Origin of the sequence: Bradyrhizobium sp. AS23.2 (genome assembly GCF_001908185.1) — a bacterium.
Lineage (GTDB): Bacteria > Pseudomonadota > Alphaproteobacteria > Rhizobiales > Xanthobacteraceae > Bradyrhizobium.
The window spans coordinates 1-20416 of sequence record NZ_LGHM01000166.1 but is presented as its reverse complement, the minus strand read 5'-3'; the positions used below and the strand labels follow the sequence as shown (position 1 = coordinate 20416).

Genomic DNA, 20416 nt, shown 5'->3' with positions numbered 1-20416 from the left:
GACGGCCGACGTCACCGTCAACGGCACGGGCAGCGTGACCGGCGGGGCGGGCGGGGTGCAAATCAACGCCGGCAGCGGCGGCGGCGGCGTCGGCATTTTCTCATCCGCGAAGGTCACGGTGGCGACGGGCGGTCGCGTGACCGGCGGCGCGGGAGGTGGCATCAACCAGAACTTCGCCGGCGGCGGCGGCGGCATGGGCGTCGTGCTGCTTCCCGGCGGTGCACTGGTCAACAGCGGCACCATCGTTGGCGGCGCCGGCGGTACGGGCGGGCTCATCGGGGGCGGTGGCGACGGCGGGGCCGGCGTGCTGCTGACCGCCGGCGGGATCGTCACCAACGCGGCCGGCGGCTCGATCACCGGCGGCGTGGGCGGCAATGGGCGCTACAACGCCCTCGGTCCCACCCTCGCCGGTCTCGGCGGAGCGGGTGTCACGGGCGCCAACATCACCCTCATCAATGCCGGCGCGATCACCGGCGCGATGGGCGGCACCGCGAGCGGCGCCGGCGCGCCGGCCGCTGTTCGCGCAGCTGCGGTGCAGTTCACCGGCGGGGTCAATTCGCTGGAAATTCAGGCCGGTTCGACCATCCTTGGCAATGTCATAGCGTTCAGCGCCGCCGACACGCTCAGACTGGGCGGCGCTACCAACGCCAGCTTTGATGTCTCCGCGATCGGTCCGGCCGCGCAATATCGCGGCTTCGGCATTTATGAAAAGACTGGCAGCAGCACATGGACACTGACCGGCACCACGCCGGCGCTGACGCCCTGGACTCTGACCGGCGGCAAGCTGTCGATTGCTCAGGACGGCAGTCTTGGCGATAGCGCAGGTGTTCTCACCTTCAATGGGGGCACGCTGCTGACCACCGTCAGCTTCACGATGAACCGCGCCGTGACACTCAACGCATCCAGCGGCACTTTTGAAACGGCCCCGGCAACCACGCTCACTGTCGCGGGTGTTGTCGGCGGCGCCGGCGGTCTTACCAAGACCGGCGGCGGCACGCTTGAGCTGACGGCAATCAATAGCTACACCGGCGTAACGACGATCTCATCCGGCACACTCGCGCTCTCGGGCAGCGGAAGTATCGCGAATTCCCAGCGTGTGCATGCCGATAGCACGTTCGATATCTCCGCGACTGCCTCGGGCGCGTCGATCAAGAGTCTTTCCGGAAGCGGCTTCGTCGATCTCGGCGCACGGACGCTGACACTGACAAATGCCTTCTCGACATTCGCCGGCACCATTCAAGGAACGGGCGGACTAACGGTCGGCGGCGGCACGCAAACGCTGAGCGGCGTCAACACCTATAGCGGAGCCACCACCGTCTCCGGCGGCACGCTGGCGGCCGGCGCGACCAATGCCTTCAGCGCAGCTTCCGCCACCGCCGTGTCAGCGGGCGGCACGCTCGATCTCAGGGGCTATAACCAGACCCTCCTGTCGTTGAACAATGCCGGTCTCGTGGGCCTCGGCGGCGCTCCCGGCACGACGCTGACAATTGCCGGCGACTATATCGGCAATGGCGGCACGCTCGCCCTCAATACCGCGCTTGGCGGGGACGCATCGGCGACCGACCGGCTGGTGGTGAACGGCAACACCTCGGGCACGAGCAATGTCCGGGTCACTAACATTGGCGGCAACGGCGCACAGACGAGCGAGGGGATCAAGATCATCGATGTCGCTGGCGCCTCCAACGGCACGTTCTCCTTGCTCGGCGACTACGTCTACTACGGCCAGCAGGCGGTGATCGGCGGCGCCTACGCCTACACCTTGCAAAAGAATGGTATCGCCAATCCGGCCGATGGCGACTGGTATCTGCGCTCGAGTCTGGTCAATCCGCCGCCGGCCGCGCCATCGGGGCCGATCTATCAACCCGGCGTACCGCTCTATGAGGTCCATTCGCAGGTCCTGCTGGCGCTGAACACCCTGCCGACGCTGCAGCAGCGTGCCGGTAATCGCTATTGGGAGGTGGATGCCATTCACACGGGCGCTGCGCCGTCCGTCGATCAGGCGGGCGCGGGGCAGAGCGTCGTCTGGGGCCGAACCGAAGGAGCCTACACCAAGGCCGCGCCCGCAGGCTCGATGACCGTGAGCGACTACAATATCGGGCAGTGGAAGGCGCGGACCGGGGTCGATGGGCGCCTTTACCAAAGCGATGCCGGAATGCTGATCGGCGGCATCACCGCCCATTATGGCCAGGCGATCGCGGAGGTTCGTTCGAAGTACGGCGACGGCCGCATCAACACCACCGGTGGCGGTATCGGCGGTACGCTGACCTGGTATGGCGCGAACGGTTTCTACGTGGACGGTCAGGCGCAAGCGACCTTCTTTGACAGCGATCTCAAATCCAACCTCGTCAGCCGGAACATGGCGAGCGGAGTCGGCGCTTTCGGCTACGCGCTGAGCCTCGAGACTGGAAAGCGTTTCGGGATCGACGGACCGTGGGCGCTGACGCCGCAGGCACAGCTGGTCTACTCGGCCGTCAATTCCGATTTCCAAGACAATTTCGGCGCGAGGGTTTCGCCCGGCCGCAGCGACAGCCTGACGGGTCGTCTTGGGTTGGCGCTCGATCATCAAAAGATCTGGCGAGACGAAGCAGGCAAGCTCACCCGCGCCAATGTCTATGGCATCACCAACGTGTATTACGAGTTTCTCGGTGATACCCATGTCGACGTGTCGGGCACAAACTTCATCACCGGTCGGGAAAAGCTTGCGGCCGGATTCGGTGTCGGCGGTACCTACAACTGGGACAACGACAGGTATTCCGTTTATGGCGAGGCGCTGGTCAAGACCAGATTCAACGAGAATTACAGCGTCGGTGGTACGGGCGGCTTTCGCATGAAGTGGTGAGCAAGCATCCGAAATTATGATCATTCCGATGGCGGCGGGAACACCGGCATCGGTCCGATTCAAGTCATGCCCGGCAAGCACGATTCCGTGTCGTTCGGGAAAGCAGACGCTGCTTGAAGGATCTACGCCCCGCGCACGATCTCGCGGACATAGCCGATCGTTTCCTCGATCTGGCTCGCGTTGACGTCGAGATGGGTGCAGGCGCGGATGCGGCCGTCCATCATCGCGAGCGTCACGCCGCGCTGGCGTAGCGCCGCGACCATCTTGTCGCCGGCGATGCCGGCGCCGTCGGACTTGAAGAACACGAGGTTGGTCTCGGGCTCCTGCACCTCGATGCCTGATATCTGCGACAGTCCGCGGGCGAGCGCGCGTGCATTGGCGTGGTCGTCGGCGAGGCGATCGACGTGATGGTCGAGCGCATAGATGCAGGCGGCGGCACAGATGCCGGCCTGCCGCATCGAGCCGCCGAGGCGTTGCTTCCACTGCCACACCGCATCGATGAAGGCGCGCGAGCCCGCCAGCACGCCGCCGATCGGCGCGCCCAGGCCCTTGGAGAAGTCGATCCAGGCCGAATCCCACCCCGCCGTCATATCGCGCGGGGAGATGCCGCTCGCCACGGTGGCGTTGAGCAGGCGGGCGCCGTCCATGTGGGTGACGAGGCCGTGCTGCTTGGCGATCGCGACGATCTCGTCGAGCGCGGCCTTCTTCCAGATCGTGCCGCCGCCGATATTGGCGGTCTGCTCGACGCTGACGACGGTCTGCGGCGGCTGGTAGCGCGTGCGCGGATGCAGCGCCTTGCGAAACGTCTCCGGCGTGAACTGACCGTCGGCGCCCTTCAACTGTGTCACCTGGAAGCCGCCGATCGCGGCATGCGCGCCGCCTTCGCGAGCGATGATGTGCGCGGTCTCATGCGCGAGGATCTCGTCGCCGGGACGGCAATGCACCAGCGTTGCGGTGACGTTGCACATCGTGCCGGACGGCATGTAGACCGCAGCTTCCTTGCCCAGCAGTTCGGCCACGCGTTCGCAGAGCGCGTTCACGGTCGGATCGTCGCCGACCTGCTCGTCGCCGACCTCCGCCCGCGCCATCGCCTCGCGCATCGCGGCCGTCGGCTTGGTCTGCGTGTCCGAGAGCAGATTGATGCGTACCGGCGGCGCCTTGGGATCGATGGGGGGAGGGGTGTAGAGCATGGCTGGTCTCGTCATCTAGTCGAACAATTGCGGTCTGATGTCTTGCGCGCCGTGAATGATGGCACGGATTTCGACGTGGTCGGGTTGCACCGTGTAGAAAATCAGATGGGATTGGAAGCGGAAACGTCGATAGCCCGCCACAAGTTCATCCACTTGCTGGCCGATCAGGGGGAAGTCGGCGAGAAGTCCGAACGCGCGGATCAGGCCGGCGTAGTAGGCCTCTGCTTGATATTTGCCGAAGCGGCTCTCGGTGAAGTCGTAGATGTCGATCAGATCGGCTCGGGTACGCTCCGATAACCGATACTCAGCCATGGTCGCGTTGAGCGACGCGTTGGCGCGCGGCGGCAAGGATGTCGTCCGGCGTGTCCGAGGTGAAGTTGTTGCAATCAGGCTGAGCGAACAGTGCTTGATATCGGCGGACCTGCTCGTCGCGGGGCAGACTAGCCCATGCCTCAAGCTCGGCTTCGGTCGGCGTTGCCGAGGGCACGATGTTGGCGAACTGGTCGGTCGTCTGGGACATCAACAAGACGGTATCACAACAAAAAGGCCCCGGAAACCGGGGCCTTTGAACGTCGATATGTCGAATTATCAGCGCGAATAGAATTCGACGACCAGATGCGGCTCCATCTGCACCGGGAACGGCACGTCGGAGAGGCCGGGGATGCGCACGTACTTCGCGGTCATCTTGCCGTGGTCGACTTCGAGATAGTCGGGCGTGTCGCGCTCGGGGAGCTGGCTGGCTTCGAGCACGTGGGCGAGCTGCTTGGAGGCTTCCTTGACCTCGATCACGTCGCCGACCTTGAGCTGATAGCTCGAGATGTTGACCTTGCGGCCGTTCACCTTGATGTGGCCGTGATTGATGAACTGGCGCGCTGCGAAGATCGTGGAGACGAACTTGGCGCGGTACACGATCGCGTCGAGACGGCGCTCCAGCAGGCCGATCAGGTTCTCGCCGGTGTCACCCTTGAGGCGGCTCGCCTCGACATAGATGCCGTGGAACTGACGCTCGGAGATGTTGGCGTAGTAGCCCTTCAGCTTCTGCTTGGCGCGGAGCTGCACGCCGAAGTCGGAGAGCTTGCCCTTGCGGCGCTGGCCGTGCTGGCCGGGGCCGTACTCGCGGCGGTTCACGGGGCTCTTCGGGCGGCCCCAGATGTTCTGGCCCATACGGCGATCGATCTTGTACTTCGCCTCACTGCGCTTAGTCATCGCGTCCTCTTCAGGTTCATGGTTTGAGGAAACGCGCCCTCCTGTGTGACGGGCCAGGCCCGGCACCGACAGATCCGATCCCCAAAGCTTGTAAAGGGACAGGACCACGGGTCGCGAAACGCTTCGCGGGCCGAAATCGGCCCGCGAGCAGGGGGCTTTTAGGGGAATGTGGGGTTCGCTGTCAATTCTTTAGCCGTCATTCCGCGGCGATGCGCCAGCATCGAAGCCGGAATCTCGAGGTTCCCCGATGCGCAATTGCGCATCTGAGGTCTGGTCCTTCGGACCATCCCTGGACGACGGTATTTCACGTCCCTACAGCCCGGATCGGCTTCGAGCCGGTGGCCCGTAATTCTGCAGCGATTTCAGTGTTCAGCACTTGTTCCAACCGGGTCAAGACCCGGGCGATGGGGGCGGCGTCGGTGACCCGGTGATCCCAGCGGATCACGACATGGATGGTCTGGTCGGGCTCGACCACGCCATAGCTGACGATGAAGGGGCCCGGCGTGATGGGGTGGAGCTCGCCGCCGCCATAGGCGGCCACGGAGCTCACCGCGAAGCTGCCGAACCAGTTGCCGCGCTGGCGGCCGAAATTGAGCCCCACGGCCCAGGACAGGCGCCGCAGCGGCAGCGGCAGGCGGGTTGCCCGCATGATCTTGCGGAACATCGGGACGTCCTCGATCGGCGCCGTCTTGGCACGCCGGATCTCGGCGTCGACCGCCGCCAGTGCCATGGCCTCCGGGGCTGCGATTCGCTGCGGCAGCACGCATTCCTCGCCGTCCTCGACCCTGGCGATCGCTACCAGCGCCACGCTCTTGGGCAGCTCGTAGAGGGTTGGCCAGGGCCATTTGGCGTAGAGCGTGCGCAGGATCGGTTCGTCCCTGGCAATGATAGCGAAGGCCTTGACGAACATCGCCGCCCAGCCGGCCTGCGTGGCTGCACGGGCCTCGAGCAGGGGGCGGATCTGGAGCGAGCGTGACAGCGAGACGAAGGGCACGCCCATCGACGCGCGCATGAGGTCGCAAATCAGGCGGCGCGGCAGCGAAATGTTCTTAGGTTGACCGCGCATCGTTCTCCGGTTCCCGCGGAATGAAAGGGTGCGGCGAGGGGGGCTCGCCGCCTGCTCTAGCACGAACCAACCCGCTTGGGGCGGGTCGGTTCGCCGCATCAGGGCGCGGGCGAGGCCAGCGGCTTGGTCTTGTCGAAGATGTAAATACCAATGATTTTCAATGATTTATCGCCGTGAGTCTTGGCGTCGTGCACGACGCCCGCCGGGATCTCGTAAGAATCGCCCGCCTTGAGGAGCTTGGCAGGCTGTCCATCGATGAGCAGGTCGACCTCGCCCTCCAGCACATAACCAGTTTCGACGCCGGGATGGGTATGGCGGCCGGCGGCGCCGCCGGGCGGCACCTCGGCGATGGCGGTCACGGTCGTATAGCCTTCCGGAAAATCGATCTTCTGGAGCGGGGTGCGCTTGATGCCGGGCTGCTGGGCGGAGGTCGCAAAGGCTAGACTGGTGAAGGCAAGAGCGAGCAAAGTCTTTTTGAGCATGGTTGTTTTCTCCCTGGAACAGCCGACCCTAGCAGGGCCGCGGTTCCCGGCAAGATCAGCCGCTCAGCGTTTGATGCCCTCGAACGCGGTCATGATGCCGCGCTGGAACAGCGACCAGTCGAAGCCGAGCGCGATCGCGCGGTAGCCGCGGTCGACTAGCCGGTTGGCCTGATCTGCAGTGCGGGCGACGCCGCCGATCGGGACGCCGCTTCGGAGGATGCCGGCCTCGGCGCGTGCGATCAGTTCGAGCAGCTCCGGATCGTCCATCTGTCCGCGCTTGTTGATGGAGGTGGCGAGATCGCCGGGGCCGATCACCGCGACATCGATGCCGGGCGTGGACATGATTTCGTCGATGCGTTTGACGGCGTCGACATGCTCGATGGTGATCATGCAGATCATCTCGTCATCGGCTGCAGCCATGTAGTCCGGCATCGACTGGCCCCAGCGGAACGGCGCGTGGAACGGCCCCCACAGACGATCGCCGCGCGGCGGATAGCGCACGCTGCGCACCGCCTTCTCGGCATCGGCGCGGTTGGTGATCATCGGGAAATTGATGCCGAAGGCGCCAATGTCCATCGGCGCTTTCGCAAGCCATGGCTCGTTCGCGGCGATCCGCACCAGCGGCGTGCATGGCGTGCCAGTCGTCGCCGCGATCATCGCGTGCGCTTCGGTGAGCCCGATCGGTCCGTGCTCGAGATCGACGATGATCCAGTCGAGCGAACGCGCCATGATCTGCACCATCTGCACGCTCGGGATGGTCGCGATCGCGCCGAAGGCGGGACGCCCCTCGCGCCACAATTGGCGGAGGCGGTTGAGCGGCGTTGAGGAGACCGACATGAGATGACCTGCGCGATGATGACGACGCCGAAGCCTAGAGCCATTTCCGTTCCGATGGAATCGGAACGGGGCTCTAGATTCTTGTTTTGACGCGTTTCCTTTACGCGAACCGGTATCCACTTCGCTCGAAAACGCTTTAGCAGCGCGCCGTCGAGGCGCAAGGTCAGGCGGGAACGCGGCCGCCGAAGAACGGCGTCAGCGTGGCCCCGAGGCCATGCACGCGGTTTGACGTGAAGATCATCTCCGCGCCCGACTGCGCGACGCCGCCAATGCGCGTGCCGAGCAGATCCGAGACGCGGCGGGCGATGGCCGGCGCCGGATCGATCCAGTCGACCCGCCATGGCGCGAGTGTCTTCAGCCGTTCGAGCAGCAGCGGATAATGCGTGCAGGCAAGCACGACCGTGTCGGTGCGCGCGCCCGCATCCTGGGGATCGCCGACGAAGCAGGGGGTGAGCTCGGCGAGGATGTCGCCGTCGCTGATCGGGGTGCCGCCGAGGGCGCGTTCTGCGAGCGAGGCGAGCTCGGGCGAGCCGACCAGTGTCACCTCGCAGCCCTGCGCGAAGTCGCGGATCAGCGCCTTGGTGTATTCGCGCTTCACGGTGCCCTTGGTGCCGAGCACCGAGACGCGACGGGTCTTCGACTGCGCACAGGCCGGCTTGATCGCCGGCACCGTGCCGACGAAGGGCAGGGAATAAGCGGCGCGCAGATGCGATAGGACCAGGGTGGACGCCGTGTTGCAGGCGATGACGACGAGGTCAGGATCATGCGTGCGGATCAATTCCCCCATCAGCGGCACGACGCGGGCGATGATCTCGTCTTCGCTGTGGTGGCCGTAGGGGAAGAAGGCGTCGTCGGCGACGTAGACGTAATGCGCGTCCGGGCGTGCGGCCACGACCTCACGCAGGACCGTGAGCCCGCCAAGGCCGGAATCGAACACGAGGATCGTCGAGGAATTGGTCACGTCGCTATCCTAGCTGGTCATGGTTACCATTCGGTTTTTGGGGCGGTTTTGCGGCAGGGCCGCCCGGCGCCGGTTTGGAACGATTCAATTTCGCGATTGCCGCATGTTCCAGCTATCAGCAGAGGTGCTCCGCTGCGGACGGGGACATATCTGCAAAACTCCGGGGAGCCGACATGATCAGAAACACCAATGCCGGCTGGGGCAGCATTTCCCGGTGGCTGCACTGGGGTTTGGCGCTGGCCATCATCGGCATGATCGGCTTCGGCTGGTGGATGAACCACATCCCGGCGCGTCCCGACCGCTTTTTCTACCGCTCGATTCATGCCGATATCGGCTATGTGATCCTGCTGCTTACCGTGCTGCGCCTGGTCTGGCGCATCATCAACCCGACGCCCGCCCTGCCGGCCGAGACCTCGCGCTGGCAGAAGATCGCAGCCCATGTCAGCCATGGCGCGCTCTATCTCGTGGTCATCCTGGTTGCGATGCTGGGCTGGGCGCACTCCGGCGCCCGCACGCCGGACTATTCGGACTTCTTCGGCCTGTTTCACGTGCCGCAATTCACCACTCCCGACCGTGCGGCGGCAGGCGCCTATGAGGACCGCCACATCCTCTTTGCCTATGTGCTGCTTGCCCTGATCGCGGTTCACGTGGTCGCAGCCCTCTGGCACCACTTTGTCCGCCGCGACCGCGTCGTGGCGCGGATGGTGATGGACGAAGCGGGGTAGGGACAGTCTCGTGTCCCGGACGCGCTGCAGCGTGCAACGCTGCTGCGCAGAGCCGGGACCCAAGCCGCAAGGTTTGCTCTTGGCCGCATGGGCCCCGACTCTGCAGCGCATCGTCGAAGTGACGCTGCGCTTTGTCCGGGGCACGAGAGCGAGATGCTGCGCGCGCAATGACGGAGTAAGATGCGGCGTCACGGCTGATCCAATTTACGGTCGCAGGAGGCGCCATGCTCACCGTCCATCATCTCGGCAAGTCGCAGTCCGAGCGCATCGTCTGGCTGTGCGAGGAGCTGGGAATTCCCTACGAGCTGAAGCGCTACACGCGTGATCCCGTCACCATCCTGGCGCCGGCCGAGTACAAGGCGCTGCACCCGATCGGGGCGGCGCCAGTCATCACCGACGGCGATCTCGTGCTCGCCGAGTCCGGCGCCATCATCGACTACATCATCGCCAAATACGGCAACGGCCGCCTCGTTCTCCGTCCTGACGATCCCGATTTCGCACAGTTCCTGTACTGGTTTCACTTCGCCAACGGTACGCTGCAGGCCGGCATGGGCCGGCTGATGATCCTGAACCGGCTCAAGCTCGCCGACGACAATCCAATGCTGGTCGCGACCAGGGGGGCGTGTCGACCGCGCCTTCGATCTGGTCAATGCGAGGGTCGGCTCGGCTGAGTATCTGGCGGGCAACACCTTCACCACCGCCGACATCATGATGGGCTTTTCGCTCACGACGATGCGCTACTTCCAACCCTACGATCTCTCGCGCTGTTCGAACGTGATCAAATATCTCGGCCGCATCGGCACGCGGGCGGCCTACCGGCGTGCGATGGAGAAGGGCGATCCCGGCATGGCGCTGCTCTTGAGCTGAGTGCCGGCGTCGATCACGCGATCCTGTTTGTGGCGGCCGCCCGCTCCGTGGCCAGCTGCTTCTGCAGGCGGTCGATGTTTTGCAGCAGGCGCTGGCTGGTCAGCACCAGGAAGTAATAGCCGAACTGAGGGTCCTGGAAGTAGATCTCGAGCAGCCGGTCATAGGTGATCGTCAACACCTGACCGTCCTCGATGCATTCTATCGTTCCAGTTCGCCGGTTGTCCGGTGTGAGGAAGCCGAGTTCTCCCATCAGCACACCGGGCAGAATCTCGACGTTGATCTCCTTGACCAGAAACTTGCCCGTGACCGTGAGGAGCATCTCCTTGGCTGGATCGCCCAGTTTGAAGAGCGTGTCGCCGCGGCGATATTTGCGCTCGGTCATGAACGGCTTGAGCCACTCGATCGACATGTCGCCTTCGGCCGCATGACGCGCCTTCTTGACCAGCTTGAGCATCTGCCGCAGGCGCAAGGCGTTGATCGGAAGCAACAGAAGATAGAGGAGGAAGGTCGCGACATTGGCGGAGAGTGCGCCGAAGATGGAGAAGAACACGCAGCCGATCATGTTGGCGACGCGCAGCGGCACCATCGTCCGCATCAAGAGGGTGGCGACGAAAAAGCCGGCGCCGACCGCGGCGAACAGATTGGCCAGGGTGATGTTGTGGACAAAGATCTCCAGCAGCCGATTGAAGATCGCGTCCCAGGTGACGTCGTTTGGATCGAGACCCATCTGGACCAGGATCTTCGCGATCCTGAGGTTATCCGTTGCCGCGTCGAGAATGCGGTCGAGGATCGACGAAATGTCTGCGCTGCCGGACGGCATGGTGTTATCCCCGCGTAAGGCCTTCAGTCCTGGTCGGTGCTCGTATAGCCGAAATCGGATGACGACCGCTTGAATGAAGCCTCCGGCCGTCTCGCCGCAAGAGGCAAATTTTAGCCTGATCGGTGGTTTCGGCAATTGCCCGTTGGTGGTGCGTATGACCCGTGATTCGGGGCCCCGGTAGGGCTTTGCGGTCGTGAAATGAACCTGGGCGCCCCGGCGGAGGCGTGGATCGATCTTCGTCCTATGGCTTGGCGGCGGGCTGGATCACCTGCTGATCGACGAGGGTAAGATGCCCGGGCAGCGAACCGGCGCGCAGCATCATGGCGACGCTGTTGGCTTCCTCGAGGGTGAAATTGCCGGAGATCTGGCCCGAGCCGCCGGTGATGGGCTCGCGGATCACGGGGGCGGAGATCACCTTGTGATCGAGCACGATGGCGAAGGGTTTTCCGATGTTCTCTTCGGTGACGTGGGCGAAGCGCCGCGTGCCGCGGCCGTTGAAGCGGAACAAGGCGATCGGGTCCTTCGTGCCGCTCGCAAATCCCGGGCCCGCATAGCTGATGTCGTCGCCGTCGAGCGCGCTGTCCTTCGCAACAAGATAGGGTTGCTTGTCCCTGGAGCCGAGCAGGACTTCCGTGCCCGCGGGCGGCGTGCCGGATTGCGCCTGCTCCGCCGGCATCGAAAGATCGACCAGGCGGAAGCTGACCGTGACCTTTCTGGCGAAGATCGCGGTAATGCGCTCGGGCTCCATCAAGCTCGGCAGGAAGATGCGGATGCGGTCCGTCCCATCCGGCTGCACGCTGGCGAGCTTGACGCCGCCGTCCTTGAGGCGCTGTTCGATCATGGCGATGGCGTCTTCGACGAGATCGTGCAGGCGTGCGGCGGATGCGGCATCGGTCGGCGCGAGCCTGACCAGTCCGTCGCCGCCGTCGGTCACGGTGAAGGCATGCGCGGGCAGTCCCTCCGTGCCTGACGCGAGCTTGCGTGCGAGCTGTTCGCGGCCTTTGGCGTCTGCGATCTTCACTTCGACGCCGCCGTCGCGGATCGCAAGGCCGGAGAAGGCGATACGGCCCTCGCGCAGGTTCTTGTAGACCTCGTCGCGCAGGTCCGTGATGACAGTCTCGCGCAAGGCGTCGCCGTCCACCTTGTAGACGATCCGCAAGCCGCCCAGCCTCTCCATCTGCTCGGCGACGAACGTCGCGACCTTGGCGCGCATCTTGTCGAACTGGGAGTCCTCGGCGAGCGCGGCCGGGGGCAGCGCGACCGCCGATGCCAAAATCACCGATGCCAATGTCACCGATGTCAATATCACCGATGTCATGGCGAGCGCGAGGATCAGCGGTGCGATGCGGTCCCGCAGCGGCGCGGTCATGGTCACCTCAAGTCTTGCGGCAGGGCGCTGGCGCGCTATTCCGGGGCCAATTCTTGGTCCCCGGATCGGGCTCTGAGGTTCAAACGCCGTCCGGATCGAGCTTGATCGCCGCGACCGTCTGGTCATAGACGAACGCCAAATCATGCCTCATTGTGTTCCCGCTCGACCGGCAAATCGGTCGGGGTCTCGCCTGAACCAAAATGTCAAAAGACAGGGGGCGGGGAAATGCACAGAGGGAGGACGGAATTCCATGGCGGGCATCCACACGCTCGATCGGCTGATTGGCAACGACTATCCGGACCTGGCGACGGACGCGGAGGTCCGGGCCTTCGAGCAGGTCCCTTACGCCGATCGCGTCGCGGCCGAGAGCACCTATGATGCGATCAAGCTCGGCGCTGCGTGCAATCCCGACGGGGCGGCGATCCAGCTCCTGCAAAATGCTGATCCGGCCGACGCGCCGGTCGTGGTCAGCTACCGCGACTTCATCGCGCGCGTGACGCAAGCCGCCAACATGTTTCACGCGCTCGGCGCGGAAAAGGGCGACGTCATCAGCTTCATGCTGCCGCTGTTGCCCGATGCCTTCGTGACGCTGTTCGGCGCCGAGGCCGCGGGCATCGCCAATCCCGTCAACCCGCTGCTCGAGCCACACCAGATCGCCGAGATCCTGGAGGCAGCGAACACAAAAATCCTGGTGGCGCTCGGCCCGATGCCGGGCACCGACATCTGGCAGAAGGTCGAACAGATCCGCCCGCAGCTCAAGCACCTCAAGGCGATCGTGCAAGTGGTTGGCGGCGGCGATCCCGCCAACGGCATCTATGCCTTCAACGATCTGATCAAGCAGCAGCCATCCGACCAGTTTATCAGCGGGCGCAACATTCTTGGCAGCGACATCGCCGCCTATTTCCACACCGGGGGCACCACCGGCACGCCGAAGCTGGTGCGGCACACCCATGCCAACCAGGTCTATCAGGCCTGGGCGCTCAATTTGTTGCTGAAGTCGCAGCCCGGCGCCAACATGCTGTTCGGCATGCCGCTGTTTCACGTCGGCGGATCGTTGACGCAGGTGCTGCAGACGCTGTCGGCCGGCGGCTCGCTGGTCGTGCTGTCGCCGGGCGGCTGGCGCAATCCGAATGCGGTGAAGAACATCTGGGGACTGGTCGAGCGGTTCAAGCCGGTGGCGCTGTCGAGCGTGCCGACGGTGCTTGCCGCGACGCTCGCGGTGCCGCCGGGCAATGCCGACATCTCCAGCCTGAAATATGCCGCGGGTGGTGGCTCCGCGATCCCCGTCGCCGTCGGCTCCGCGATCCAGGACAAGCTGAAGCTGCCGGTGGTCGAGGTCTACGGCATGACCGAGACGTCGAGCGTGCACACGCTCGCCTATCAGTCGCGGCCGATCCGGCTCGGCTCGGTCGGCCTGCCGATGCCCTACGCGCGCGTGCGCGTCGTGCAGCTCGATGCCGACGGCCGCCTGATCCGCGACTGCGCGCCCGACGAGATCGGGGTCGTGATCATGGCGGGGCCCGGCGTGTTCGGCGGCTATCTCAACGACGAACACAACAAGGGCGCCTTCGTCGATCAGGTCTGGGTCAATTCCGGCGATCTCGGCCGGCTGGATGCCGACGGCTATCTCTGGATCACCGGCCGTGCCAAGGACCTCGTGATCCGCGGCGGCCACAACATTGATCCGGCGCCGATCGAGGAGATCATGTTCCGCCATCCCGCCGTCGGCTTCGCCGCGGTGGTCGGCCAGCCCGACGCCTATGCCGGCGAATTGCCGGTTGGGTACGTGCAGTTGAAGCCGGGCGCGAGCGTCGAGCCGGGCGAGCTGGAAGCGTGGGTGCGCGAGCGCACGCCTGAGCGCGCCGCCGTCCCGGTTCAGGTCATTGCGATCGATCCGATGCCGGTGACCGGCGTCGGGAAGGTGTTCAAGCCGCAACTGCGCTGGGACGCGGCGCAGCGCGTGTTCGCCAAGGTGCTGGCGCCGCTCGTCGCGCGCGGCGTGGACTGTAAGGTGAGGGTCGGCGCCCATGGCAGCCACGGCTCGATCGCCATCGTGACGCTTACGGGCCTGCCGGCGGACCAGCGCGAGGTGATTGCGGGTGAGGTGCACACGCTGCTCGCGCCATTCGTGATACGGCACGAGGTGGTGCAGGCGTAAGCGTTTGGGTCGAAATCCGTAGCGTTTGGGTCGAAATCCGTAGCCCGGATGAGCAAAGCGACATCCGGGGCAGAGGTGCAATCAACGCGTGGCTTCCCGGGTGTCGCTACGCTCACCCGGGCTACAGCAGCGTATATGCGGCACTAGCCCGCCGGCATCCGCGTCTCGACCAGCCGGACCCAGTAGGACGCGCCGTGGCCGAGGATGTTGTCGTTGAAGACATAGGCCGGGTGATGGCACTCGTTGCCGTCGCCCATCCCGACCAGGACCATCGCGCCGGGGCGCGCCTCGAGCATGAAGGAGAAATCCTCGGCGCCCATCATGGGAATGAACTTGTCGTTGACGCGTTCGGCGCCGACGATGTCGCGGGCGACATCGGCGGCGAGGCCGGCCTCGCGCGCATGGTTCATCGTCACCGGATACATCCGCGTATATTTCGTCTCGGCCGAGCCGCCATAGGCGCGGGCGATGCTGTCGGCGACTTCGCCGATGCGGCGTTCGACGAGATCGCGCACTTCAGGATCGAGCGTGCGCACGGTGCCGGCGAGTTCTGCGGTCTCCGGGATGATGTTGAAGGCGGTGCCGGAGTGGAATTGCGTGATCGAGATGACCGCCGATTTCAGCGGATCGACGTTGCGCGCCACGATCGACTGCAGCGCGTTGACGATCTGCGAGCCGATCAGCACGCTGTCGACGGACTTGTGCGGACCCGCGCCGGCGTGGCCGCCCTTGCCGTGGACGATGATCTGGATGTTGTCGGAGGAGGCGAGCATCGCGCCGGGGGTGGTTGCGAAATGGCCTTCGGGCAGGCCGGGCATGTTGTGCATGCCGTAGACCTCCTGGATGTTCCAGCGCGTCATCAGACCGTCCTCGACCATGGCCTTGCCGCCGCCGCCGCCTTCCTCGGCGGGCTGGAAGATCATGATCGCGGTGCCGTCGAAATTGCGCGTCTCGGCGAGATATTTGGCGGCACCGAGCAGCATGGCGGTGTGGCCGTCATGGCCGCAGGCGTGCATCTTGCCAGGCACCTTGGAGGCGTAAGGCACGTCGGCGGTTTCCATGATCGGCAGCGCGTCCATGTCGGCGCGCAGGCCAATGGTCTTGCCGGAGGCCGACTTGCGGCCACGGATCACGCCCACGACACCGGTGCGGCCGATGCCCGTCACAACCTCGTCACAGCCGAACTCGCGCAGCTTGTCGGCGACGATGCCGGCGGTGCGGTGGACTTCGTAGAGCAATTCAGGGTTCTCGTGGAAGTCATGGCGCCAGGCGGCCATTTCGTCGGAGAGAGCGGCAACGCGATTGACGATGGGCATGGGGGGGATCCGTTTTGTTCGTAGGGCGGGTTAGCGTAGCGTAACCCGCCGCGATGCGAGGAGAAAAGGGCGGATTACGCTGCGCTAATCCGTCCTACGGAAGTGCTCAGCTCTCGCCGAACACGCGCTTGAAGATCGTGTCGACGTGCTTGAGGTGATAGCCGAGGTCGAACTGCTCCTCGATCTCGGCGTCGGTGAGATACTTCTTCACCTCGGTGTCCTTCTTCAGGAGCTGGAGGAAGTCGCCTTCGCCGCGCCAGACCGGCATGGCGTTGCGCTGCACCAGCTTGTAGGCGTCCTCGCGGCTCGCGCCCTTCTGGGTGAGCGCCAGCAACACGCGCTGGGAGTGCACGAGGCCGCCGAGGCGGTCGAGGTTCTTCTGCATGTTGGCGGGGTACACCAGCAGCTTGTCGATCAGGCCGGCGAGGCGCACCAGCGCGAAGTCGAGCGTCACGGTGGCATCCGGGCCCATCATGCGCTCGGCGGAGGAGTGCGAGATGTCGCGCTCGTGCCAGAGCACGACGTTTTCCAGCGCTGGCGTCACATAGGCGCGCACCATGCGGGAGAGGCCGGTGAGGTTCTCCGACAGCACCGGGTTGCGCTTGTGCGGCATCGCGGAGGAGCCCTTCTGTCCCTCCGAGAAGAACTCTTCAGCCTCCAGCACCTCGGTGCGCTGCATGTGGCGGATCTCCACCGCGATGCGTTCGACCGAGGAGGCAATCACGCCAAGGGTCGAAAAATACATCGCGTGGCGGTCGCGCGGGATCACCTGCGTCGAGATCGGCTCGGGGACGAGGCCCATGGCCTTTGCGACATGCTCTTCGACGCGCGGATCGATCTGGGCGAAGGTGCCGACGGCGCCGGAGATGGCGCAGGTCGCGACCTCTTTGCGCGCCGCGATCAGGCGCTCCTTGGCGCGCGAGAATTCGGCGTAGGCATAAGCGAGCTTGAGGCCGAAGGTGACCGGCTCGGCATGGATGCCATGGCTGCGGCCGATGGTCGGCGTCATCTTGTGCTCGAACGCGCGCTTCTTCAGCGCGGCGAGCACCTTGTCGAGATCGGCGAGCAGGAGGTCGGCGGCGCGGGTGAGCTGGACGTTGAGGCAGGTGTCGAGCACGTCGGAGGAGGTCATACCCTGGTGGACGAAGCGCGCCTCGGGGCCGACGATCTCAGCGAGGTGGGTGAGGAAGGCGATGACGTCGTGCTTGGTCTCGCGCTCGATCTCGTCGATGCGGGCGACGTCGAAGGTAGCGTTCTTGGCCTTCGCCCAGACCGTTTTGGCGGCTTCCTTGGGGATCGTCCCGAGTTCGGCCAGCGCGTCCGCCGCATGCGCCTCGATCTCGAACCAGATCTTGAACCGGGTCTGCGGCTCCCAGATCGAGGCCATTTCCGGGCGTGTATAACGGGGGATCATCTGACGGCTCCAGGAAGGTGGGCGGGCGGCCCGAGAGGGCGAGGCACCGGCCAAAATGTTTTTTACGCCGTGATTTAGCAGAGCGAGGAGGGCGAAACAAACGGCGCGGGCAAGGTATCGGGGGGATGATCGGGCTGGACGGGGGGGACTATTGGGCCCCACGGCGGGCCACCGTCCAGCCAGCCGGGCTGGTTGTGCAGGTCCGACTGCAAATATTGACTATCAATCACGGATCATTGAATGACAGATATTGAAATCTGTCAGCGAGACGTGTATATCCGTTTGCGGACGCTCCGATTGGGCGTCCCGCGGCCACCTCCGGGGGGAGCCCGACATCCGAGTACCTCTCGGATCGAGGGTCGTCATCGAAGGGCGAGGGCCGCGGACGAATGGAGATATAAGAAAATGACGACCGAAATCATCAACTTCACCGGCACGATTGGGCATTGGCTCAATTTGCTGGTCGCGCGCCAGATCGCGGCGCAGGCTGCAAAACTGCCTCATTAAGAATTGAGCAGGATCTTGTCGGAAAACCGCTACACACTTTCGCGGATCATGCTTTAGGCGAGAGCTTTCCGAGACGACCGGCAGGGGCGCTTCGGGAGCAGCTCCGTCGCCGGGTAACTGAGCCCTGAACGGGAACATGGTGCTGGCATGAATGAAGCCGTTGTCTTGACGCCGGAGCGGATCCTCGAAGTCACCGAGGACGTGCTCAGGCGCTACGGACTTGCCAAGGCCACCGTGGTTGACGTTGCCCGTGCGCTCGATGTGAGCCACGGCAGTGTCTATCGACATTTCCCGAGCAAGGCCTCGCTGCGCGAGGCCGTCGCCAAACGCTGGCTCGACCGCATCGACGCGCCGCTGCTGGCGATCGTCAGGGAACAGGGGCCGGCGCAGGCGCGGCTCGACCGCTGGCTGCGTGCGCTGTTCGCTGCCAAGCGTTCGCGCGTCCTCGACGACCCCGAGATGTTCGAGACCTATCTGACGCTGGCCCGCGAGGCCTGCGCGGCCGTCAGGTGTCACAAGGACACGATGATCGACCAGATCGCGGCGATCCTGTCCGACGGCGTGAAGCAGGGCGTGTTCGAGGTGAAAGACGTTGCTGTCACCGCACGTGCGATCTTCGATGCCACCAGCCGCTTCCATCATCCGGCGCATGCCGACGAGTGGAAGGATGCCGAACTGCCCGCGCGCGTCGACGCGACGCTCGCACTGCTGCTGCGCGGATTGAAGGCCGGGTAGACCGCTGCACCTGTTCAACGCGCGTCAATCAATCTCTCGCCTTGTGAAGGGCGCCATTGTGAACCGGTGGCGAGGACGTTGAGCGTCTTCGCGCGTGCAAGGCCGGGTCGGACGATGGCACGACCGGCGGACTTTCCGGATATGCATTGACCGCGATTTCGACGGCGTCCTTTGACCGCTTTCGAAGGCGGTAGAATGTCAGCTCCTGATCGAGCATGGGGCAGCGGAAGTGGACGACCGCCGTGTCCGGCAGGCGGCAAAGTTCGTCGATGAGCTCGCCTACTGTGATGATCGGGGGATGGGCGACTGCCTTGTGATGATCCTTGCTCATGACGTTCTACTCCGTTCACTCTGCTACTAACCGGAACTGGATGGTCTCCGTTCCAATCCGCCCGGCAGATTGACCAGCTTCAAGTCACTTAAGGGAATGCGGCAGCTCTGCTGCTAGATCCTCGTCAGCCCGCACGTCGCCGCGAGCCGCACGAGCTGCGCGTCCGTGCGTGCGCCGGTCTTGGTCTTGATCAGATAGTGGTAGTTCTGGACCGTCTTCACACTGAGATTGAGATGCGCGGCGATCTGCTCGGTGGTGGCGCCGCCGGCGAACTGGCGCAAAATCTCGATCTCGCGCTCGCCCAGTTGATCCAGCACTGAGCCCGTCGGCGACAGGCTCTCCTCGGCCAGAATATGCGCGATATCGTCGCTCATGGCGCGTTCGCCGCGGGCAACGCTGCGGATCGCGGTCACGACCGCAGACGGTTCGCTGCTCTTGGTGACGAAGCCACTGGCGCCGGCGCTGAACGCTGATTTCACCAGCACGGCTTCGTTGTGCATGGTGAAGACGAGAATGCGCGCCCGCGGGTTGCGCGCACGGATATTGCGGATCGCCTCTAGCCCGCTCGCGCCGGGCATCGAGATATCCAGCACGACGACATCAGGATCGTGCGCCTTGAAGGCGCCATAGGCATCCGCGGCGTTGTCGGCTTCCGCGACGACATGGAGATCGCCCTGGCTCTCCAGCACACGCCGGTAGCCCTGCCGGACAATCGGATGATCGTCGACCAGCAGCACGGAGATGCCTGTTGCTGCGACATCGGTCATACCGGCCTCATGCGGCGAGCGGGATGGTCGCGGCGACGCTCAGGCCGCGACTGGCGGGCAGGATCGACAGCGACCCGCCGGCAGCGGCCACGCGCTCGCGGATGCCGGTAAGGCCGAAGCCGGTGGACTGCGCCACACGTGCAGCGTCGCCGCCGCCGTCATCCTCGACCCGGATCAGCAGCGCGTCGTCCTCGCCGGCGCGGCGCTCGATGCGCAACCAGATTTCACGTGCCGCACCGTGCCGCAAAGCGTTGGTCAGGCATTCCTGCGCCACGCGATAGGCCGTGGTCGCGGCAGGGCCGCTGATATCCGCAAGATTGCCTCGGAGGTCGAGCTGGATCGTCGGCCGCGCCGCGCTCTGCGAGCGCCAGCTGTCGACGAGATTGACGAGGCTCGCCTCGAGCCCGAGCTCCTCGGGCAGGGGATTGCGCAACCGCTTCAGCGCATCCCGGAGCGAGGCCATCAGATGGTGCGTTGCCTGCGAGATCATCCGTGCATCCTGCGCGATGCCGCTGTCGTGGTTCTCCTTCGCGCTCGCGGTCTCGATCGTGTTGGCGAAGGCGAGGATGGCGGAGAGATTCTGTCCGAACTCGTCGTGCAGCTCGCGGGCGAGCGCGCGGCGCTCGTCGTCGCGGATCTCGATCAGCCGCCGCGTCAGCGCCGCGCGCTGTTCGGTGGCTTCCTCCAGCCGGCCGCCGAGCTCGCCGACGGCACTGCCGATCATCGCCAGCTCCATGGAGCGGAAGCGCGGCAGCTTCGTGCGATACTGGCCGCGCGCCATGCGCTGGAGTGCGGTGACGATGGCGCGCGCCGGCGCCAGCGCATG

General features: G+C 64.9%; 18 protein-coding genes and 1 pseudogene. 5 read left to right on the top strand and 14 right to left on the bottom strand.

Going from position 1 to position 20416, the window contains the following annotated elements:
• Window positions 1–2839: autotransporter family protein (locus tag AC630_RS32475; RefSeq protein ID WP_083636469.1), on the top strand; the 2839-nt coding region annotated here is incomplete at its 5' end.
• 122 nt (window positions 2840–2961) lie between these two features.
• On the opposite strand, the gene AC630_RS32470 is transcribed toward AC630_RS32475, so the two are convergent.
• The 8 genes from AC630_RS32470 to murI all read right to left on the bottom strand — a co-directional run bounded on the left by AC630_RS32470 (window position 2962) and on the right by murI (window position 8581).
• Complete coding sequence (locus tag AC630_RS32470) at window positions 2962–4029, bottom strand: threonine aldolase family protein (protein ID WP_074122521.1); 1068 nt, start codon at window positions 4027–4029, stop codon at window positions 2962–2964.
• A gap of 15 nt (window positions 4030–4044) precedes the next feature.
• The gene (locus AC630_RS32465; RefSeq protein ID WP_245330582.1) at window positions 4045–4377 is read right to left on the bottom strand and encodes a type II toxin-antitoxin system RelE/ParE family toxin; all 333 of its coding nucleotides are present in this window, start codon (window positions 4375–4377) and stop codon (window positions 4045–4047) included.
• On the bottom strand, window positions 4334–4549 hold the full coding sequence (locus tag AC630_RS32460) for a hypothetical protein (protein WP_074122520.1): 216 nt from the start codon (window positions 4547–4549) through the stop codon (window positions 4334–4336). The genes AC630_RS32465 and AC630_RS32460 overlap by 44 nt, the downstream gene beginning before the upstream one ends.
• A gap of 68 nt (window positions 4550–4617) precedes the next feature.
• Window positions 4618–5235: a 30S ribosomal protein S4 gene (gene rpsD / locus AC630_RS32455; RefSeq protein WP_074122519.1), complete on the bottom strand. Its 618-nt coding sequence runs from the start codon at window positions 5233–5235 to the stop codon at window positions 4618–4620.
• Between the two features lie 304 nt (window positions 5236–5539).
• Window positions 5540–6301, bottom strand: coding sequence for an acyltransferase (locus AC630_RS32450; protein ID WP_074122518.1), 762 nt, complete (start codon window positions 6299–6301; stop codon window positions 5540–5542).
• Window positions 6302–6399: 98 nt separating this feature from the next.
• Window positions 6400–6783 (bottom strand): cupin domain-containing protein, encoded by a 384-nt coding sequence (locus tag AC630_RS32445; RefSeq protein WP_074122517.1) that lies wholly within the window; start codon window positions 6781–6783, stop codon window positions 6400–6402.
• Window positions 6784–6846: 63 nt separating this feature from the next.
• Window positions 6847–7620: an HpcH/HpaI aldolase family protein gene (locus tag AC630_RS32440; protein WP_074122516.1), complete on the bottom strand. Its 774-nt coding sequence runs from the start codon at window positions 7618–7620 to the stop codon at window positions 6847–6849.
• A gap of 163 nt (window positions 7621–7783) precedes the next feature.
• On the bottom strand, window positions 7784–8581 hold the full coding sequence (murI, locus tag AC630_RS32435; RefSeq protein ID WP_074122515.1) for a glutamate racemase: 798 nt from the start codon (window positions 8579–8581) through the stop codon (window positions 7784–7786).
• A 173-nt stretch (window positions 8582–8754) separates the two neighbouring features.
• Between murI and AC630_RS32430 the strand changes: the two genes are divergently transcribed.
• Together AC630_RS32430 and AC630_RS32425 are read left to right on the top strand one after the other, a co-directional pair.
• Entirely contained in the window at window positions 8755–9306 is a 552-nt protein-coding gene (locus tag AC630_RS32430; protein WP_074122514.1) for a cytochrome b, read from the top strand.
• 224 nt (window positions 9307–9530) lie between these two features.
• Window positions 9531–10173 (top strand): annotated as a pseudogene (locus AC630_RS32425) (glutathione S-transferase family protein).
• 13 nt (window positions 10174–10186) lie between these two features.
• Here AC630_RS32425 and AC630_RS32420 read toward each other — a convergent pair.
• Both AC630_RS32420 and AC630_RS32415 read right to left on the bottom strand, forming a co-directional pair.
• Window positions 10187–10993, bottom strand: coding sequence for a Crp/Fnr family transcriptional regulator (locus AC630_RS32420; protein ID WP_074122513.1), 807 nt, complete (start codon window positions 10991–10993; stop codon window positions 10187–10189).
• A 241-nt stretch (window positions 10994–11234) separates the two neighbouring features.
• On the bottom strand, window positions 11235–12362 hold the full coding sequence (locus tag AC630_RS32415) for a SecDF P1 head subdomain-containing protein (protein WP_074122522.1): 1128 nt from the start codon (window positions 12360–12362) through the stop codon (window positions 11235–11237).
• A 250-nt stretch (window positions 12363–12612) separates the two neighbouring features.
• Here AC630_RS32415 and AC630_RS32410 point away from each other — a divergent pair, with 250 nt between their 5' ends.
• The gene (locus AC630_RS32410; RefSeq protein WP_074122512.1) at window positions 12613–14520 is read left to right on the top strand and encodes an acyl-CoA synthetase; all 1908 of its coding nucleotides are present in this window, start codon (window positions 12613–12615) and stop codon (window positions 14518–14520) included.
• Between the two features lie 143 nt (window positions 14521–14663).
• On the opposite strand, the gene AC630_RS32405 is transcribed toward AC630_RS32410, so the two are convergent.
• Window positions 14664–15836, bottom strand: coding sequence for a M20 aminoacylase family protein (locus AC630_RS32405; RefSeq protein ID WP_074122511.1), 1173 nt, complete (start codon window positions 15834–15836; stop codon window positions 14664–14666).
• 106 nt (window positions 15837–15942) lie between these two features.
• Complete coding sequence (gene purB / locus AC630_RS32400; RefSeq protein WP_074122510.1) at window positions 15943–17250, bottom strand: adenylosuccinate lyase; 1308 nt, start codon at window positions 17248–17250, stop codon at window positions 15943–15945.
• Window positions 17251–17904: 654 nt separating this feature from the next.
• On the opposite strand from purB, the gene AC630_RS32395 reads away from it, so the two are divergent.
• Entirely contained in the window at window positions 17905–18492 is a 588-nt protein-coding gene (locus tag AC630_RS32395; protein ID WP_074122509.1) for a TetR/AcrR family transcriptional regulator, read from the top strand.
• A gap of 444 nt (window positions 18493–18936) precedes the next feature.
• Here AC630_RS32395 and AC630_RS32385 read toward each other — a convergent pair whose 3' ends face one another.
• Together AC630_RS32385 and AC630_RS32380 are read right to left on the bottom strand one after the other, a co-directional pair.
• Entirely contained in the window at window positions 18937–19590 is a 654-nt protein-coding gene (locus AC630_RS32385) for a response regulator (RefSeq protein ID WP_074122507.1), read from the bottom strand.
• Between the two features lie 7 nt (window positions 19591–19597).
• A partial coding sequence (locus tag AC630_RS32380) for a sensor histidine kinase (protein WP_245330581.1) occupies window positions 19598–20416 on the bottom strand: 819 nt, incomplete at its 5' end.

Bases quoted from the DNA above. Each gene is read 5' to 3' on its own strand.
- AC630_RS32470 (WP_074122521.1), bottom strand. From the start codon at position 4,029: ATGCTCTACACCCCTCCCCCCATCGATCCCAAGGCGCCGCCGGTACGC.
- AC630_RS32460 (WP_074122520.1), bottom strand. From the start codon at position 4,549: ATGTCCCAGACGACCGACCAGTTCGCCAACATCGTGCCCTCGGCAACG.
- rpsD (WP_074122519.1), bottom strand. From the start codon at position 5,235: ATGACTAAGCGCAGTGAGGCGAAGTACAAGATCGATCGCCGTATGGGC.
- AC630_RS32450 (WP_074122518.1), bottom strand. From the start codon at position 6,301: ATGCGCGGTCAACCTAAGAACATTTCGCTGCCGCGCCGCCTGATTTGC.
- AC630_RS32445 (WP_074122517.1), bottom strand. From the start codon at position 6,783: ATGCTCAAAAAGACTTTGCTCGCTCTTGCCTTCACCAGTCTAGCCTTT.
- AC630_RS32440 (WP_074122516.1), bottom strand. From the start codon at position 7,620: ATGTCGGTCTCCTCAACGCCGCTCAACCGCCTCCGCCAATTGTGGCGC.
- AC630_RS32430 (WP_074122514.1), top strand. From the start codon at position 8,755: ATGATCAGAAACACCAATGCCGGCTGGGGCAGCATTTCCCGGTGGCTG.
- AC630_RS32420 (WP_074122513.1), bottom strand. From the start codon at position 10,993: ATGCCGTCCGGCAGCGCAGACATTTCGTCGATCCTCGACCGCATTCTC.
- AC630_RS32415 (WP_074122522.1), bottom strand. From the start codon at position 12,362: ATGACCGCGCCGCTGCGGGACCGCATCGCACCGCTGATCCTCGCGCTC.
- AC630_RS32410 (WP_074122512.1), top strand. From the start codon at position 12,613: ATGGCGGGCATCCACACGCTCGATCGGCTGATTGGCAACGACTATCCG.
- AC630_RS32405 (WP_074122511.1), bottom strand. From the start codon at position 15,836: ATGCCCATCGTCAATCGCGTTGCCGCTCTCTCCGACGAAATGGCCGCC.
- purB (WP_074122510.1), bottom strand. From the start codon at position 17,250: ATGATCCCCCGTTATACACGCCCGGAAATGGCCTCGATCTGGGAGCCG.
- AC630_RS32395 (WP_074122509.1), top strand. From the start codon at position 17,905: ATGAATGAAGCCGTTGTCTTGACGCCGGAGCGGATCCTCGAAGTCACC.
- AC630_RS32385 (WP_074122507.1), bottom strand. From the start codon at position 19,590: ATGACCGATGTCGCAGCAACAGGCATCTCCGTGCTGCTGGTCGACGAT.